Raw genomic sequence first — 15265 nt, 5'->3', positions numbered from 1 at the left:
CTTGTTTTTCCTGGGCCAGGGACCCCTCTTTTTCTATGGGGCGAACGCCCCCCATCAGGGAGAATGGATTCGAACCGCCAATTCATTCTCCCTGATGCCCCTGCGGCCTCAGCTATTTTCCTCCCATCCCTTCAAAAATTTCTCAAATCCTTCAAAAAAATTCTACTTCCCATTCATAATCCATCAGAAGCCAGCATATGATATAAATAGTAAGGTTATGAAAACTAAACGAACCAAAGGAGAGGATATAGCTATGGCTGAGATACATTACTTAATATCGGATGCATCGAGGAAGGTCGATGTGGAGTCACATGTCCTTAGATACTGGGAGGACGAGCTGGAGTTAAAGATTCCCAGAAATGAGATGGGGCACCGGTATTACACTGAAGCACACATCCGTTTATTCAAGCAGATCAAGGACTTAAAGGACAAGGGGTATCAGTTAAAGGCCATTAAGACAGCGCTTGACAAGGTAGTTGAGGAGGGCAGGGACCCTGTCATACCAGATGAATTATTGGAGGGACAGGTGACTCAGGAATTAAAAGACAGTGCAATATCTGGTACGGAGGATGGGGCAGACCTGGAGGTACAAACATCAGCGCAGATTTCCATAGCCCAGGAAAAGATGGAACAGTTCCAGGAGATCATGAACCATATCATTGGACGGGCTTTAGAGGTAAATAATGAGCAGTTGAGCCAGGACGTAAGCTGCCTGGTTAATGACAAGGTCATTAAGGAAATGGAATATTTAATGAATTTAAAGGAAGAAAAGGAAGAAGAACGGTTCAAGCAGTTGGACGAGCTTATGCGTTCGTATCAAAAGGACAACAAAGGGCGTGCAGAAGCAGCCGCTTCCAGGATTCCATTTTTTTAACAAGAAAAAGAAATTCGGACGAAATGGAAAAAAAGTTATAAAACCACACTACTTTCAGATAATAGAGCAGTCAAACAGACTCTGGCAAGGAAATCCGCAGCTGCCGATGAAAGTAGGAACTGCGGATTTTTTACGCAAACAGATTATTCTTTACAAGCCTTTACAAAAGTCTGAAACAGTCGAAACGCTTCTTCATTCTTTTCCCATAGATATTCCGGATGCCATTGAACCCCGATAAAAAAGGGATAACCAGGCATTTCAATGGCTTCAATCAAATGATCGGTCGAGCAGGCTGAAGCAATAAGTCCGGGAGCAAGATCCCTGACAGCCTGATGGTGCATGCTGTTGACCTTTATGGAGGAACTTCCTGATATCCGGGCAAGGAGAGTGCCCTCGCTTAAAGCAACCGTATGGCACGGCATATCGTAATGAAACGGCTGGGAATGAGCCAGAGGAAATTCCCGTATTACCTGGGAGGGGATATCCTGCCAGATGTTTCCTCCGAGAGCGATATTTAAGACCTGAATTCCCCGGCAGATCCCAAGAACCGGCTTTTTAAGCTCCATAATCATAGGAAGCAGGGATATCTCCATCTGGTCCCTGGCTGCGGATACATTGCCGCAGTGAGCCTGTGTCTCTTCCCCAAAAAGAAAGGGATGTACATCCGGGCCGCCTGTGAACAGAAACCCGTCCAGATCCTGTGAAAGCTGTCTTAGATCCTCTTCCGGGGCATTGAGGGGCATTACGACTGGAATAGCTCCCGCAGCTTTAACGCCCGCATATAAGTAGGGCGCGCCTTAATATCACCGCTTTCGGTATCGTGGGCGGGGGTCAGGCCGATGAGTGGTTTTCTCATATTAGAAATGTCCTTTCCTAATGAAGGGTTGAAAGAAAAACATCTTTCAACCCTTTGTATTTGAATCAGCTGAATATGCAGGCATACCCGTCTGATCCATTATTATGCAGATATGAAGAACTTGATGATATAATGAGCGCAAGAGAGCGATGATGAGCTTGCTCATGGGTGCGAAGGCTGAGTGCCGATCATGAACCTGCGGTTCATGATATAACAAAATGCCTCTTCCGTAAAGGAAGAGGCATTTATGTATTCATAATTATGCTTCAGAAATAGCTCCTGTAGGACAGACGCCTTCACAAGCGCCACAATCGATACAAGCATCAGCATCAATAACAAACTGAGAATCACCCTGGCTGATAGCGCTTACTGGGCACTCACCTTCACAGCTTCCGCAACTAACGCAAGCGTCACTAATAACACGTGCCATGATAAATTACCTCCTTATAATTTATAGATTTTTCTATATTTTATACTATAAATCAGAAATATTCAAGTAGAAAATGGTACAATTATTGTTTAATTTTGGGAGCAATACCGATCAGGGATCCCTGTGCGGACATCCCTGATCCCGCTTAAGATGACCTTCTTGGCGGCAACGGCTCCTTCTTTGGACATGGGAGAATATCCGTTAAGGGATATTCCATACCCAGGCTTTCATATTTTACCTTTCCCATGTCATGATAAGGCAGGACATCAAGGGCTTTCACATTCTTAAGTCCGCCGATAAAACGCCCCAGCCTGTATAAATCAGGGGTCTCATCTGTGATCTGGGGTACTGCTACGTGGCGGACCCACACCGGGATATCCCGGTCACTTAAGTACTGGGCAAAATCCAGAATGTTTTCATTAGAATGCCCTGTAAGTGTTCTGTGTTTTGTGTCATCAATGTGCTTGATGTCCAGCATGACAAGATCGGTAGAGTCCAGAAGACGGTCTATTTTCTTCCTGTAATCCGGATCATTTCCATGAAATGTGACACCTGAGGTATCCAGGCAGGTATGGATGTTCTTCTTTCCTGCGGCTTCAAAAAGCTCAGTCACAAAATCCAGCTGCATAAGGGGCTCCCCGCCGGTGGCCGTTATGCCTCCGCCCCGGTAAAAGTTCCGGGACGATTCAAACTGCTTTAATACTTCTTCTGTTGTCATCGGCGTGCCGCCCGCCATTTTCCAGGTGTCCGGATTATGGCAGTACTGGCAGCGCATGGGACAGCCCTGTAAAAAAATCACCATGCGCACGCCCGGCCCGTCAACGGTACCGAAACTTTCAATGGAATGTATATATCCTGTCATACAGATCGCCTTCTTTGCTTTTTATTACATATTGTTGTGGAACGTACGGGAGATTACCTCATCCTGCTGTTCCTTTGTCAGCTTGATAAAATTCACCGCATAACCGGATACGCGTACGGTAAGCTGGGGATAACTTTCCGGATGCTTCTGGGCGTCTAATAAGGTATCACGGGTGAAGACATTGACATTTAAGTGATGTCCGCCTTCTTCCACATAGCCATCTAATAAATTAACAAGGTTATTGATCTGAGATTCGCTGATATTTGCCATTTTATAATCCTCCTATTTTATTTAATAAGTGTCTTCCATAAACAGCCGGTTGCTTTCCGGGTCTTCATCTTCTGTATCCAAAGCCTGGAATAAAGTGGGCACTCTGCAAGCGGAATTTCCGTCTGCACAATCCGTGGAGTTTGTGGTAGTAACTGATTTAGCCATTGTTCCATCGGTACTTACAGTACCGTCTTCTGATACGCGGATGTTCATATGTCCGCCGTTTCCACCCATGAACTGGTCAAGCATGGAGACGATATCGTCAATCTGTTTCTCCTTTGGATCTGCCATAATAACCACTCCTTATTTCTGGTCTTCGCTAAGAGCCAGCTCTAAATCCACCTCTAAATCTCCTGTAAAGATCTGATCTTCTTTACCAAGGGCTCCCGGTACGATGGAGAAGGTATTGGATATCCCATCCTGGGCATCTCTGAACGGAAGCTTTGCAACTGATGCCAGGGAAGCGACAGCACCGTGAGTATCCCTGAGGTGCATTGGGTTTGCGCCAGGTGCAAAGGCTTCGCCCTTCTTACGTCCGTCAGGAGTTGCTCCTGTATTCTTACCATATACGACGTTGGAAGTGATTGTCAAGATGGAGGTGGTTGGAATGCCGCCGCGGTAAGTGTGGTTTCCTTTTACATAGTTCATAAAGGTGTGAACCAGTTCGTTTGCGATCATGTCTACCCGGTCATCGTTATTGCCGTATTTGGGGAAGTCTCCTTCTACGATGTAATCGGTCACGATTCCGTTTTCATCCCGTACGGTCTTAACCTTGGCATATTTGATGGCGGATAAGGAGTCAGCCACTACGGAAAGTCCTGCAATACCGGTTGCGAACCAACGGGTTACCTTTTTATCGTGAAGAGCCATCTGAATACGCTCATAGCTGTATTTGTCATGCATATAGTGGATGACGTTCAAGGTGTTTACATAAACCTTGCAAGCCAGTTCATCATATCCTTATAGCAGCCATAACCTCTTCATATTCCAGGTACTCGGAAGTGATGGGGCGGTATTTGGGGCCGACCTGTTTTTTGGTGACTTCATCAATGCCGCCGTTAATAGCATATAACAGGCATTTTGCAAGATTGGCCCTTGCGCCGAAGAGCTGCATTTCCTTACCAACTCTCATGGAAGATACACAGCAGGCAATGGCATAATCATCTCCGTGTGTCACTCTCATCAGATCATCGTTCTCATACTGAATGGAAGAGGATTCAATGGAGGTTCTGGCGCAGAAGCGCTTAAAGTTTTCCGGAAGCTTTGTGGACCACAGCACAGTTAAGTTTGGCTCAGGAGCTGTTCCCAGATTAGTAAGGGTGTGGAGGTAGCGGAAGGAAGTCTTGGTCACCAGATGGCGTCCGTCGATGCCGACTCCTCCTATGGATTCTGTTACCCAGGTAGGATCGCCGGAGAACAGCTCATTGTATTCCGGAGTACGGGCGAATTTTACCAGACGAAGCTTCATGATGAAATGATCTACAAACTCCTGAATCTGTTCCTCGGTAAAGGTTCCTTCTTCTAAATCTCTCTGTGCATAAACATCAATAAAGGTGGAGGTGCGGCCTAAGGACATGGCTGCTCCGTTTTGTTCCTTGACAGCGGCGAGGTAGGCAAAATACAGCCACTGGATCGCCTCTTCTACGTTAGCGGCCGGTTTTGAAATATCAAAGCCATAGATGCTTCCCAGCTCCTTTAATTCCTTAAGGGCGCGGATCTGCTCAGAAAGCTCTTCTCTTTCCCGGATCACGTCAGAGTACATGGTAGTACGTGTTGTATCCTTCTGCTCTTCCTTATCTGCGATCAGGCGGTCAATGCCGTAAAGGGCCACCCGGCGGTAATCTCCGATGATACGTCCGCGGCCATATGCATCCGGAAGGCCTGTGATGATATGGTTGGAACGGCAGTCGCGCATTTCCTGGGTATAAGCATCAAAAACGCCGGCATTGTGTGTCTTTCTGTGAACCGTAAAAAAATTTCTTAACTTCAGGATCAATGGTATAACCATTATCTGCACAGGCTTTTTCTGCCATACGGATGCCGCCGTAAGGTGTAAAGAGCGTTTGAAAGGCTTATCGGTCTGAAAACCTACGATTGTTTCTTTATCTTTATCTAAATATCCCGGTCCGTGGAGGTGATGTTGGAAATGGTCTTTATATCCATATCCAACACGCCGCCGGCTTCCCGTTCCTGTTTGGATAAGTCCATAACCTGCGCCCAAAGAGCGTTTGTTGCTGTGGTCGGTCCGGCAAGAAAAGAATCATCGCCGTCATAAGGAGTGTAATTTTTCTGTATAAAGTCCCTGACGTTGATCTCCCGTTCCCAAACACCGCCTGTAAAAGCTCTCCATTCTGTTCTCATAGTTTTTACCTCCGTGAAATCTAACTGTATAAGTGTAAGTTATAAATGAGTGCCGTCAAAGATTATAATTCATACAATCTTTGTATGAATGTATTATACATAATACTGTATACAATGTCAAGGTTCCTAATTGAGAAAAACCATCAGAAGGGAATATGAATGAAAAAAATAGAATTTAGTCCTTGCTAATCAGAAGGAAAAGTATTATATTATAAAGACAGTAAGTACAATTTTTTTAAGGAGGAACACAAGATGCAGATCCAAAAGGATATGTTAATAGGCGCATTGCTTGAAATGGACGAGAACATTGCACCTATGTTAATGCGTGCAGGTATGCATTGCCTCGGTTGTCCGGCATCTCAGGGTGAGTCCCTGGAGGAAGCCTGCCAGGTTCATGGAATAGACTGTGATGTTCTGGTTTCCCAGATTAATGAAGTGTTAGCAGACAAATAGAATATGTTGCAGGAGGCAGTCCTTTAGGACTAGCTCCTGTTTTTTTATGGCTGCCGTTTTTCTTCCCTGTAATGCCTGGGGCTGACGCCAAATTCCTGCTTGAATATTTTGGAAAAGGTTAAAGGGTTATGATATCCGATGCCAGTGGCGATTTCCTGAATGGATAAGGATGTGGTGGAAAGCTGGTGGGCTGCAATGTTAAGCCGGAACCTCATTAAGTATTCCTGAGGTGAAACGTGAAGCTGCTTTTTGAAGATTGAGGTTAAATAGGAGCGGTTGATCCCAATGTAGTCTGCGATGTCCTGGACCTTGATGTGATCATAGTTCAGCTTAATATACTGAAGGGCATAATCTACATAAGTATCGATGGAATAGTCGTGCTGGTTCTTTTTAATGGTTCTTATGGTATTCTGCATTTCGATCAGGGTGGACAGTATTTCGTATAGGTATCCCACCCGCTTGATTTCATTGGCAAAGGTCAGCTCGCTGGTATCCAGTATTTTGTGTATCATGGGAAAATAAAGCTGATTGGGAATCTGGGAATGGATGGCCGGGAGCTGCGGGGACAGGCCTGCATAGCTTAAATAAGCTTCCGCCATTTCTCCGTCAAAGGTGATCCACATGTATTCCCAGGGATTTTTACAGTCCGCATTGTAAAGAACGGGATGGCCCTTGGGAATGAGAAAGATGTCATCGGTTTTTAAATCATACCGTTTTCCACTAACTTCCAGTGACCCTGCGCCGCCCATCACAAAGTGCAGGTGATATTCATTTGGAATCTTGTGATCGTATGTGTATCCCGGAGGACACTGCTGAATTCCGCAGTGGACCAGGTACAGATCATTGGTCTGCCGTTTGATGTTCCTTAAGCAGCGGAACCCGGCTACATTCTTATAAGTTGTCTGTTTTTCACTCAAATATATACCCCCTCAAAATGGTGAAAGACCCTGTCAGACGATCCGCTTTCATTAGGATGTTTGATAGGGTCAAGTATACAGATATTAAGCGCAGCTTGCAAATGACTATTTCCGGGAGATTCTGTTAATGGTACATTTTCATGTAGCTGCCATGGGCAGCAATGAGCTCATCCACCATAGCACGGATATCTTTTATGTTCAGTTCGGCAGCGGTGTGAGGATCCAGCATGGCTGCCTGGTAAATGGTTTTTATATCTCTGTTACGGGCTGCTTCTATGGTGAGAAGCTGGGGATTTATGTTTGTTATGTTCATGGCTGCCAGCTGGGTAGGAATGCGTCCCACATGGCAGGGAGTGATTCCGCTTCCGTCTACCAGACAGGGAACCTCTACGCAGGCGTCGGCAGGAAGATTATCGATCAGCCCATGGTTTAATACACTTGCCCCGATTTTGTAAGGCTTATTGGTCAGAATCGCTTCCATAATATAGGAAGCGTATTCATGAGAACGTTCATGGGTGATCTGGCCGTTGTTTAGAATAGAGTTCTTTTCTTCCTCCCATTCGTTGATCTGCTTGATACAGCGCCTCGGATACTCATCTAAGGGAATCTGGAATTCTTCGATCATTTCCGGGTATCTGGCTTTTATGAATAATGGATTGTATTCCGCATTGTGTTCGCTGGATTCCGTACAATAATAGCCCAAATGATTGATGTATTCAAAGCGGACCATATCTTTGTGTTTTTCTGTCTGGTTTTTCTCAAGGGCTTTTTGGCGGATGACGGGGTAAAGGTCGTTTCCATCCCTGTCATGGAGCTTTAAGAGCCAGGCCATATGGTTGATTCCTGCGATTAATTCTGTCCGCCCGTCCAGCTTATCCTCCATATCAAGTCCCTTTAATAAGGTTTCTGAGCATACCTGGACGCTGTGGCATAAGCCAATGGTTTTAATGGACGTATAGCGCTGCATGTATCCAGTTAAGATAGCCATGGGATTGGTATAATTTAAGAAGTAAGCATCCGGACAAACCTGTTCCATATCTCTGGCAAAATCCTCCATAACGGGAATGGTCCTTAAGCCCCGCATGATGCCGCCGATTCCCAGGGTATCCGCGATGGTCTGCTTTAAGCCGTACTTTTTAGGGATTTCAAAGTCAGTTATGGTACAGGGATCGTATCCCCCCACCTGAATGGCGTTCACCACAAAGGTGGCGCCGGACAGGGCTTCCTTCCGGTTTTCCTCTCCCAGATAAGTTTTTATTTCAGCCCGTCCCTGATTTACATTTTTGTTGATTGCATTCAGAATGAGCTCCGAATCCGAAAGGCGGGCCGGGTCAATGTCGTAAAGAGCGATCCTGGCGTCCCGGAGCACCGGAGTGCACATGCAGTCACCTAAGACATTTCTAGCAAATATCGTGCTTCCTGCCCCCATAAATGTTATTTTTACCATGTTCCTTCCTCCTTGCTTTTTCTTGTCTGTCTGATGAGGATATTGTATAATTGCAGCAGGAAAAAAGATAGGATGTTTGTTTCATAAAATTGTCGTTTTGTTGAATGGAGGGTTAAGCATGAATCATTGGGTACGGGCACTGACTATTTATTACTGCGGGCGTGAACAGTGTTCATCAGGACATTTTTTCGGACCTGCGATCCGGAAGCATTACCTGATGCACGTAATACTCCGGGGAAAGGGAATCTATCGGACGGGAGGCGAGGAATATGTCTTAAAGGAGGGAGATGCATTTTTAATTAAGCCTCAGGAGGTCACTTATTATCAGGCAGATAAGGACGAGCCATGGGAATATGCCTGGGCGGCTTTTGCAGGGACTGAGGCAGAACGGCTTTTAAGTGAGTACCGGCAGGAGGAAAGCGGGTATGTTTACCACTTTGATGAAGGGGCTGAATGGCGGACCGATATGGAACGGCTGGTGACCACCTTTCAAAACGGCGGACATCATATGGATGAGATGACGGGGCATCTTTATCTGCTGTTTTCCAGGCTCCCTAAACGGGGAAAGGAAGTGGGAGAGTATGAGCAGAGTTATTTATCCAGGGCGGAATCGTATATACGCCATAATTACAGTTATCCCATTCAGATCGGAGATGTGGCAAAATATGTGGGGATCGACCGGACCTACCTGTACAGGCTTTTTATAAAATATAAGGGAATTTCGCCAAAACAGTATTTAACGGCCTACCGTATCATGGAGGCAAAGCGCCTGTTAGAGGATACGGGCCTCAGCGTAACGGAAACCGGTTTATCCTGCGGCTTTCATGATGCCTCGGTATTCTGCAAAAGCTTCCTTCAGACGGAAGGAGAATCCCCTCTCCAATATCGGAAGAAGATGAGAGAAGAGGTTCGGTAAATATAACAAAACACCATGTACCTGTCACATTAGTCTATGTAATGTAGATAAAAAATAGTTTATAATCAGCAATAAGCAGTGAAAAATTACACAAAGAATGGCTATAAACTCAGTTTTAACTATATAAACTGACTAATTAAAGGGAGGTAACAAAATGAAACGCAAATGGTGGTTGACAGCAGCGATGGCAGCAGTTATGGCAGCAGCACTGGCGGGCTGCGGGAGCAAGGCCGGGAGTGGAACTGCCCCTGTAAGCTCAGGAGAAACAGCACAGGCGGCGGAAAGCTCCGGTGAATCGGGAAATACCGGTGCCAAGGGGACCCTGACGGTTGCAATCTGGGACAAGAACCAGGAGCCGGGACTTACGGAGATCATGAAGGACTTTACAAAGGAAACCGGAATTAAGACACAGATTCAGGTAACCCCATGGGAGCAGTACTGGACCATGCTGGAAGCAGGGGCAACCGGCGGATCTCTTCCCGATGTTTTCTGGATGCATTCCAATGAAATCGCAAGGTATTCCGAATACGAAATGCTTTTGGACTTAACGGACCGGATCAAGGAAAGCAAGACGCTGGAAATGGATAAATTTCCAGAAGACATTGTGCAGATCTATAATTGGGAAGGCACAAAGGAGTATGCGGTGCCAAAGGATATTGATACCATCGCGCTCTGGTACAACAAAACCATGTTTGATGAAGCAGGAATCCCCTATCCCGACAAAGATTGGACCTGGGATGATTTTGCAGAGGCAGCCAAAAAAACTGACCAAAGAGGACGGAAGCCAGTATGGATTTGCTTTAAGGCCCACCAATGACCAGGCAGGCTGGAACAATATTGTTTATGATATGGGCGGTTATGTGATCAGCAATGATAAGAAATCCTCCGGATTTGACCAGCCGGGAACCATCAAAGCCTTAACCTTTATAACCGACCTGATGAAAGAGGGATATGCACCGCCATATGAGGTGATGGCAGAAAATACAGAGGAGGCTTTGTTTGAAGCTGGCAAGGTAGCCATGGTCACAATGGGCTCCTGGATGCTTCCGGAGCTTTGCAATAATGATTACGTAAAAGCAAACGGGGACATTGCACTCCTTCCAAAGGATGGGGCTTCTGGAAAGAGAATCTCCATTTATAATGGACTGGGCTGGGCGGCTTCCGCCAATACCAGTATGCCTGAGGAAGCATGGAAGCTCATCGAGTATATGGGATCAAAGGAAGCTCAGCAAAAGCAGTCTGACCTTGGAATCGTTATTTCTGCCTATGAAGGAACAACGGATAACTGGATAAAGGCATATTCAGGCTTTAACCTTCAGGCATACTTGGATATGATGAGTGACCTGGTCATCAGGCCCTACTCGAAATCAACGGTTGCGTGGAACAATATGATCGGTGAAAAATTGATTGATGCGTGGACCGGAGCCAAGAGCGTGGAGGATGTCTGCAAGGATATTACTCAGGAAATGAATGCTATGCTGGCACAAGAATAAGAGGGGCTGGGGAGGCAGGCTTTTTAAGCGCCTCCCTTTTTAACCGGATCAAGCAGTGAAGCGGATTGCGGATATCCGCTTGACAAAGAAATACGGAGGGTCTGCATGAATAGAAAATCAAAGGTATCAAGGCGGGAGAGAAGCGAATTTTTATGGGGGTGGATGTTTTTGCTTCCCACCATGGCGGGTCTTATTATTTTAAACATCATCCCCATTTTCCAGACCATTTATCAGAGCCTTTTTAAAACGGGGGCTTTTGGCAAAGGCAACGTATTTATTGGACTTGACAATTACGGTCAGCTTTTCAGTGATGGGACGGTATGGCAGGCTTTGTGGAATACATGTAAATATGCCTTGGTGGAGGTCCCCTTTTCCATTGCCATTGCCCTTATAATAGCTGTCTTTTTAAACGGAAAGATCCGGGGCCGCTCGATATGGCGGACCATTTATTTCCTGCCCATGGTGGCAGCTCCAGCTGCGGTGGCAATGGTCTGGAGATGGCTTTATAACTCGGAGTTCGGGCTGCTTAACCATATCCTGCGGGGAATGGGCCTTTCCGGGGTAAACTGGATATCCAATCCCAATATTGCCTTCATCTCCGTTGCTGTTGTAGGAATCTGGTCCGTGATTGGTTACAATATGGTGCTGTTTTTTGCAGGCCTTCAGGAAATACCCCGTGATTATTATGAGGCAGCGCAGATTGACGGGGCGGATGGCATCAGCCAGTTTTTTACGATTACATTGCCTTTAATATCACCTACCATGTTTTTTTGTGACCGTGACAAGAGTCATAGGAGCCATGCAGGTGTTTGACAGCATCTATATGATGATGGGAAGAAGCAATCCGGCCCTGGGAAAGACCCAGTCCCTGGTGTATCTTTTCTATAAATATTCTTTTATTGAAGGAAACAAGGGATACGCTCATCCATTGTCATGCTGCTGCTTCTGGTCATCCTTCTGATAACGGTGATCCAGATGTTCTGCCAGAAAAAATGGGTGAACTATAGCTAGGAAAGGAGAACTATGGATAAGAATAGAAAAATCAGATCAGGCATCATTTACTTAATCCTTGTCATAGGGTCCGCCATCATGCTGGTGCCCTTTTTGTGGATGTTTTTAACCGCCTTTAAAAGTACATCAGAGGCCACCCAGATGAATCCGTTCATCATCTTTCCAACGATATGGCGGAAGGAAGCATTTCTTTTGGTAGTGAGCAAGATGAACTTTTTGAGGCTGTACTGGAACACTCTTTTGCTCATTGTGGAACGTGTCATTTGTGCGGTTCTCACTGCAACCATGGCGGGATATGCCTTTGGACGCCTTCACTTTAAGGGAAAGAATCTAACATTTTCCCTGGTTCTGTTTCAGATGATGGTGCCATCCCAGATCTTTATCATCCCACAGTACTTAATGGTGAGCAGGCTGGGAATGCTGAACACCTCCTTTGGCCTGCTTTTTCCGGGGCTTGTGACGGCCTTTGGAACCTTCCTGTTAAGGCAGGCCTACATGGCACTTCCCTCCTCCCTGGAGGAGGCGGCCAGGCTTGACGGCTGCAATATCGGCCAGACCTTTCTCTATGTGATGGCCCCCCTTACAAAATCTTCCATGGTGGCTCTTGGCATCTTTACTGCGCTGTTTGGATTTAAAGAGCTGATGTGGCCTCTGGTGGTCAACACGGAGCAGAATACCATGCCCTTGTCTGCGGCCCTTGCAAAGCTGCAGGGACAGTTTGAAACAAACTATCCGGAGCTTATGGCAGCATCCTTACTGGCCTGTATTCCCATGATTATCATATATCTTATATTCCAGAAGCAGTTTATAGAAGGAATTGCTACATCAGGAGGAAAATTATAAAAGGAGTCTAATTATGCCTATCATTTATCATGAACAAGCAAAAGAGTTTCACCTGTATAACCGGTCTGTGAGTTATATCATTCAAATTATGGCCAATGGACAGCTGGGAAATCTGCACTATGGAAAACGCATTGGGGACAGGAGATTACCGGTATGGTGCCTGCACGGTCAGACAGGAGAATGGCAGCAGGATCACGAACTTTACCTATGTGTCCCACTGCATTTTTGAGGGAAAACGTTCCATAGAGCCTCTTCCAGCCACCTATGTGGAGGAGGAAAAGGAGGCTTCCACCTTAGAGATCACCCTTCATGATGATGTGATGGACACGGATCTGCTCCTTTCCTATACAATCTATGAAGAATTGCCGGTACTTACAAGGCATGCCAGGTTTGACCATCACGGCAGGGAGGAAATCGTCCTCATGATGGCAATGAGCGGAGCGGTTGACCTGCCGGATTGCGATTATGAGATGATCCAGCTTTCCGGGGCATGGTCCAGGGAGAGATATTTGAAAAGACGTCCCCTGGAACAGGGAATTCAGTCCATCTACAGCATGAGAGGGATCAGCAGCGCAGAGCATAACCCATTCCTGGCCCTGGCAAGAAAAGAGGCTACGGAAAAAAAGCGGCCAGGTATATGGCTTCAGCCTTGTGTACAGCGGAAGCTTTTTAGGCCAGGTGGAGGTCTGCTCCCGGCCGCTATGATACGCCCAGCAGGAATCAGCATGTCCTTGATTTTTCAAGGAAGGAAATCATTACCAATGCAAGGATCTCTTATATTAAGTGGGATATGAACCGGTATCTGACAGAATGCTATTCCAGAGGAACCTCCCCTGACGGACAGGGAATGGTGATGCATAAATATATTCTGGGAGTCTATGACCTGTATGCCCGGCTTACCAGGGATTTCCCTGAGATCCTGTTTGAATCCTGTGCCAGCGGAGGGGCCAGGTTTGACCCTGGAATGCTTTCCTTTGCTCCCCAGGCATGGTGCAGTGACAATACAGATGCCATGGACCGGTTAAAGATCCAGTACGGGACCACCATGGTTTATCCTATATCCAGCATCGGAGCCCATGTCTCCGCGGTTCCAAACCATCAGATTCACAGGATAACGCCTCTGGAGTCCCGGGGAAATAGAACTGGTAAAGCAGCAGATCGCATGTTATAAGAAGTACCGGAAGCTTTTGCACCAGGGAACGTTTTACCGGCTGAAAAGTCCATTTGAAGGAAATGATACGGCATGGATGACAGTGTCGGAGGATTTAGAACAGGCAGTCGCTGCCTATTATCAGGTTTTGAATCCGGCCAATGCAGGCTGGCTCCGGCTGAAGCTTCAGGGCCTCCATGAGGATATGCTTTATCAGGTTTCCATGCCAGGAAAGACCGGTGAATATTATGGAAGCGAGCTTATGTACGCATTCCCATTGACAGAAGTCATATCTTTAAAGAATCAGGGGATATTGCTTCTTTTCTCATTTTTATTGAGAAAAAAACCGGAGTAAGAAAAAAAGTCCAGGCAGCTATTGTCTGGACCTTTTTAATGTAATAAATTACATTATTGTTAAGTAATGACTCTTTTTATTGAAAAATATTTTATAGCATGTTATAATTCCATAAATTAATGCATTATTCCTGATAAAACGAACATAGGGGATGATTACAATGAAGGATTATAATGTACATTTAACACTGATTGACCGAATTATACTGGAATCTTATAAGATCATGATGGAAGGGCTGGCGGATTACCTGGGGGAGGCTATGAGATGGTGCTTCACAGCCTGGAGGATACGGAACATTCCGTCATTAAGATCATCAATGGACACCACACAGGACGTACGGAAGGGATGCCGATTACGGACCTGGCTCTTCTGATGCTGGAAGAAATCGAAAAGGATGGTGAAAAAAAGCTATATTTCCTATTTTACCAAGAACAAAAAAGAAGAACCGTTAAAATCCTCTACCATTGTGGTACGGGGGGAGGAAAAAAAGGATTATCGGCCTTTTATGTATCAATTTTTACTTAAATACAGGCTTTTCCGAGATCCTGACCAGCTATATCCCCCAAATATCCACTCATTCCCTAGTTAAAACTGAAACCTTTGCAAATAATTTGGATGAATTGATTTTCAGCAAAGTCCAGGAGGTTCGGAAGACTGTAATGGAAGATGATGGGATCCTTCCGTCTCTTAAAAACAAGGAGATCATTAATTCCCTGCAGCAGCAGGGAGTCTTTACCCTGAAGGATGCGGTTGTAAAGGTAGCTGATTATCTGGGAATTTCTAAAAATACCGTATATATGCACATTCGGAATGCGGGCGTAAATACAGAAAAGAAGAATGAATAAACATTAATACAGCAGATTCGTTTGATAAAGAAAAATCCTGCAATTTTTTGTGCAATATGACAAAAACTATGCGGGATTTTTGTCTGATTATTAGAAATATATAATGATATTGCAATCTGAAGTCATCTGTGATAAAATAAATTACATCAAATGAATAAAAACAATAAAATTTATTTTATTCA

The 15265-nt window shown here is 45.5% G+C and carries 20 protein-coding genes and 3 pseudogenes; 13 read left to right on the top strand and 10 right to left on the bottom strand.

The annotated features are described in order from the left end of the window. The first annotated feature begins 253 nt into the window (after positions 1–253). On the top strand, positions 254–874 hold the full coding sequence (locus tag JCM10519_RS22090; protein ID WP_054741881.1) for a MerR family transcriptional regulator: 621 nt from the start codon (positions 254–256) through the stop codon (positions 872–874). A gap of 143 nt (positions 875–1017) precedes the next feature. Here the strand turns inward: JCM10519_RS22090 and JCM10519_RS22085 are convergent, their stop codons facing one another. The 8 genes from JCM10519_RS22085 to JCM10519_RS32965 all read right to left on the bottom strand — a co-directional run bounded on the left by JCM10519_RS22085 (position 1018) and on the right by JCM10519_RS32965 (position 5653). Continuing rightward, positions 1018–1617 carry a gamma-glutamyl-gamma-aminobutyrate hydrolase family protein gene (locus JCM10519_RS22085; RefSeq protein WP_347845135.1) on the bottom strand — a complete coding sequence of 200 codons (600 nt, stop codon included), beginning with the start codon at positions 1615–1617 and terminating at the stop codon, positions 1018–1020. Positions 1618–1989: 372 nt separating this feature from the next. Then, positions 1990–2160 carry a 4Fe-4S binding protein gene (locus JCM10519_RS22080; protein WP_025231031.1) on the bottom strand — a complete coding sequence of 57 codons (171 nt, stop codon included), beginning with the start codon at positions 2158–2160 and terminating at the stop codon, positions 1990–1992. A 145-nt stretch (positions 2161–2305) separates the two neighbouring features. Beyond that, positions 2306–3022 (bottom strand): pyruvate formate-lyase-activating protein, encoded by a 717-nt coding sequence (gene pflA, locus JCM10519_RS22075; RefSeq protein ID WP_347845134.1) that lies wholly within the window; start codon positions 3020–3022, stop codon positions 2306–2308. 24 nt (positions 3023–3046) lie between these two features. Further along, positions 3047–3292, bottom strand: coding sequence for an autonomous glycyl radical cofactor GrcA3 (gene grcA3, locus JCM10519_RS22070; RefSeq protein WP_025231033.1), 246 nt, complete (start codon positions 3290–3292; stop codon positions 3047–3049). A gap of 21 nt (positions 3293–3313) precedes the next feature. After that, on the bottom strand, positions 3314–3583 hold the full coding sequence (locus JCM10519_RS22065; protein WP_054741879.1) for a hypothetical protein: 270 nt from the start codon (positions 3581–3583) through the stop codon (positions 3314–3316). A gap of 12 nt (positions 3584–3595) precedes the next feature. Next, the gene (locus JCM10519_RS32975) at positions 3596–4240 is read right to left on the bottom strand and encodes a pyruvate formate lyase family protein (protein ID WP_347845142.1); all 645 of its coding nucleotides are present in this window, start codon (positions 4238–4240) and stop codon (positions 3596–3598) included. Between the two features lie 4 nt (positions 4241–4244). Then, on the bottom strand, positions 4245–5513 hold the full coding sequence (locus JCM10519_RS32970; protein ID WP_347845133.1) for a pyruvate formate lyase family protein: 1269 nt from the start codon (positions 5511–5513) through the stop codon (positions 4245–4247). Then, positions 5405–5653, bottom strand: a complete 249-nt coding sequence (locus JCM10519_RS32965; protein ID WP_347845132.1) for a hypothetical protein — start codon at positions 5651–5653, stop codon at positions 5405–5407. The genes JCM10519_RS32970 and JCM10519_RS32965 overlap by 109 nt, the downstream gene beginning before the upstream one ends. A 252-nt stretch (positions 5654–5905) precedes the next feature. Here JCM10519_RS32965 and JCM10519_RS22055 point away from each other — a divergent pair, with 252 nt between their 5' ends. Further along, positions 5906–6106: a DUF1858 domain-containing protein gene (locus tag JCM10519_RS22055; protein ID WP_054741877.1), complete on the top strand. Its 201-nt coding sequence runs from the start codon at positions 5906–5908 to the stop codon at positions 6104–6106. Positions 6107–6150: 44 nt separating this feature from the next. Here JCM10519_RS22055 and JCM10519_RS22050 read toward each other — a convergent pair whose 3' ends face one another. Both JCM10519_RS22050 and JCM10519_RS22045 read right to left on the bottom strand, forming a co-directional pair. Continuing rightward, positions 6151–7023: a helix-turn-helix domain-containing protein gene (locus tag JCM10519_RS22050; protein ID WP_054741876.1), complete on the bottom strand. Its 873-nt coding sequence runs from the start codon at positions 7021–7023 to the stop codon at positions 6151–6153. A gap of 124 nt (positions 7024–7147) precedes the next feature. Then, on the bottom strand, positions 7148–8470 hold the full coding sequence (locus tag JCM10519_RS22045) for an alpha-galactosidase (RefSeq protein WP_054741874.1): 1323 nt from the start codon (positions 8468–8470) through the stop codon (positions 7148–7150). Positions 8471–8588: 118 nt separating this feature from the next. Here JCM10519_RS22045 and JCM10519_RS22040 point away from each other — a divergent pair, with 118 nt between their 5' ends. The 11 genes and pseudogenes from JCM10519_RS22040 (at position 8589) to JCM10519_RS32940 (ending at position 15083) form a co-directional block, all read left to right on the top strand. Beyond that, a complete protein-coding gene (locus JCM10519_RS22040) occupies positions 8589–9386 on the top strand; it encodes a helix-turn-helix domain-containing protein (RefSeq protein WP_054741873.1) in 798 nt (265 codons plus the stop codon). A gap of 154 nt (positions 9387–9540) precedes the next feature. Next, positions 9541–10203, top strand: a complete 663-nt coding sequence (locus JCM10519_RS32960) for an extracellular solute-binding protein (protein ID WP_347845131.1) — start codon at positions 9541–9543, stop codon at positions 10201–10203. Continuing rightward, positions 10130–10879 (top strand): extracellular solute-binding protein, encoded by a 750-nt coding sequence (locus tag JCM10519_RS32955; protein ID WP_347845130.1) that lies wholly within the window; start codon positions 10130–10132, stop codon positions 10877–10879. Before JCM10519_RS32960 ends, JCM10519_RS32955 begins: the two co-directional genes overlap by 74 nt. A gap of 105 nt (positions 10880–10984) precedes the next feature. Further along, a pseudogene (locus JCM10519_RS22030) lies at positions 10985–11890 on the top strand (sugar ABC transporter permease). Between the two features lie 12 nt (positions 11891–11902). Next, on the top strand, positions 11903–12733 hold the full coding sequence (locus JCM10519_RS22025; RefSeq protein ID WP_054741870.1) for an ABC transporter permease subunit: 831 nt from the start codon (positions 11903–11905) through the stop codon (positions 12731–12733). Between the two features lie 95 nt (positions 12734–12828). Further along, positions 12829–13296: pseudogene (locus JCM10519_RS22020) on the top strand (glycoside hydrolase family 36 N-terminal domain-containing protein); the annotation flags it as partial. 16 nt (positions 13297–13312) lie between these two features. After that, positions 13313–13438: a glycoside hydrolase family 36 N-terminal domain-containing protein gene (locus JCM10519_RS32950; RefSeq protein ID WP_347845141.1), complete on the top strand. Its 126-nt coding sequence runs from the start codon at positions 13313–13315 to the stop codon at positions 13436–13438. Between the two features lie 43 nt (positions 13439–13481). Next, positions 13482–13904, top strand: a pseudogene (locus JCM10519_RS22015) (alpha-galactosidase); the annotation flags it as partial. Positions 13905–13920: 16 nt separating this feature from the next. Then, entirely contained in the window at positions 13921–14238 is a 318-nt protein-coding gene (locus tag JCM10519_RS22010) for a GH36 C-terminal domain-containing protein (protein ID WP_054741864.1), read from the top strand. 264 nt (positions 14239–14502) lie between these two features. Next, positions 14503–14763 (top strand): PAS domain-containing protein, encoded by a 261-nt coding sequence (locus JCM10519_RS32945; protein WP_347845129.1) that lies wholly within the window; start codon positions 14503–14505, stop codon positions 14761–14763. Positions 14764–14897: 134 nt separating this feature from the next. Beyond that, positions 14898–15083, top strand: coding sequence for a helix-turn-helix domain-containing protein (locus JCM10519_RS32940; RefSeq protein ID WP_347845128.1), 186 nt, complete (start codon positions 14898–14900; stop codon positions 15081–15083). The last annotated feature ends 182 nt before the right edge of the window (positions 15084–15265 follow it).

The organism is Clostridium sp. NkU-1, from assembly GCA_001312405.1.
Note: the sequence above shows the minus strand (reverse complement) of the source record. Positions and strands in the feature narration are given on the sequence as shown.

Excerpts from the sequence above, each read along its gene's own strand:
- grcA3 (WP_025231033.1), bottom strand. The coding sequence starts at position 3,292 with ATGGCAAATATCAGCGAATCTCAGATCAATAACCTTGTTAATTTATTA.
- JCM10519_RS32965 (WP_347845132.1), bottom strand. The coding sequence starts at position 5,653 with ATGAGAACAGAATGGAGAGCTTTTACAGGCGGTGTTTGGGAACGGGAG.
- JCM10519_RS22055 (WP_054741877.1), top strand. The coding sequence starts at position 5,906 with ATGCAGATCCAAAAGGATATGTTAATAGGCGCATTGCTTGAAATGGAC.
- JCM10519_RS22085 (WP_347845135.1), bottom strand. The coding sequence starts at position 1,617 with ATGCCCCTCAATGCCCCGGAAGAGGATCTAAGACAGCTTTCACAGGAT.
- JCM10519_RS32940 (WP_347845128.1), top strand. The coding sequence starts at position 14,898 with ATGGAAGATGATGGGATCCTTCCGTCTCTTAAAAACAAGGAGATCATT.
- JCM10519_RS22080 (WP_025231031.1), bottom strand. The coding sequence starts at position 2,160 with ATGGCACGTGTTATTAGTGACGCTTGCGTTAGTTGCGGAAGCTGTGAA.
- JCM10519_RS32960 (WP_347845131.1), top strand. The coding sequence starts at position 9,541 with ATGAAACGCAAATGGTGGTTGACAGCAGCGATGGCAGCAGTTATGGCA.
- JCM10519_RS22090 (WP_054741881.1), top strand. The coding sequence starts at position 254 with ATGGCTGAGATACATTACTTAATATCGGATGCATCGAGGAAGGTCGAT.
- JCM10519_RS22045 (WP_054741874.1), bottom strand. The coding sequence starts at position 8,470 with ATGGTAAAAATAACATTTATGGGGGCAGGAAGCACGATATTTGCTAGA.
- JCM10519_RS22025 (WP_054741870.1), top strand. The coding sequence starts at position 11,903 with ATGGATAAGAATAGAAAAATCAGATCAGGCATCATTTACTTAATCCTT.
- pflA (WP_347845134.1), bottom strand. The coding sequence starts at position 3,022 with ATGACAGGATATATACATTCCATTGAAAGTTTCGGTACCGTTGACGGG.
- JCM10519_RS22065 (WP_054741879.1), bottom strand. The coding sequence starts at position 3,583 with ATGGCAGATCCAAAGGAGAAACAGATTGACGATATCGTCTCCATGCTT.
- JCM10519_RS22040 (WP_054741873.1), top strand. The coding sequence starts at position 8,589 with ATGAATCATTGGGTACGGGCACTGACTATTTATTACTGCGGGCGTGAA.
- JCM10519_RS32945 (WP_347845129.1), top strand. The coding sequence starts at position 14,503 with ATGGTGCTTCACAGCCTGGAGGATACGGAACATTCCGTCATTAAGATC.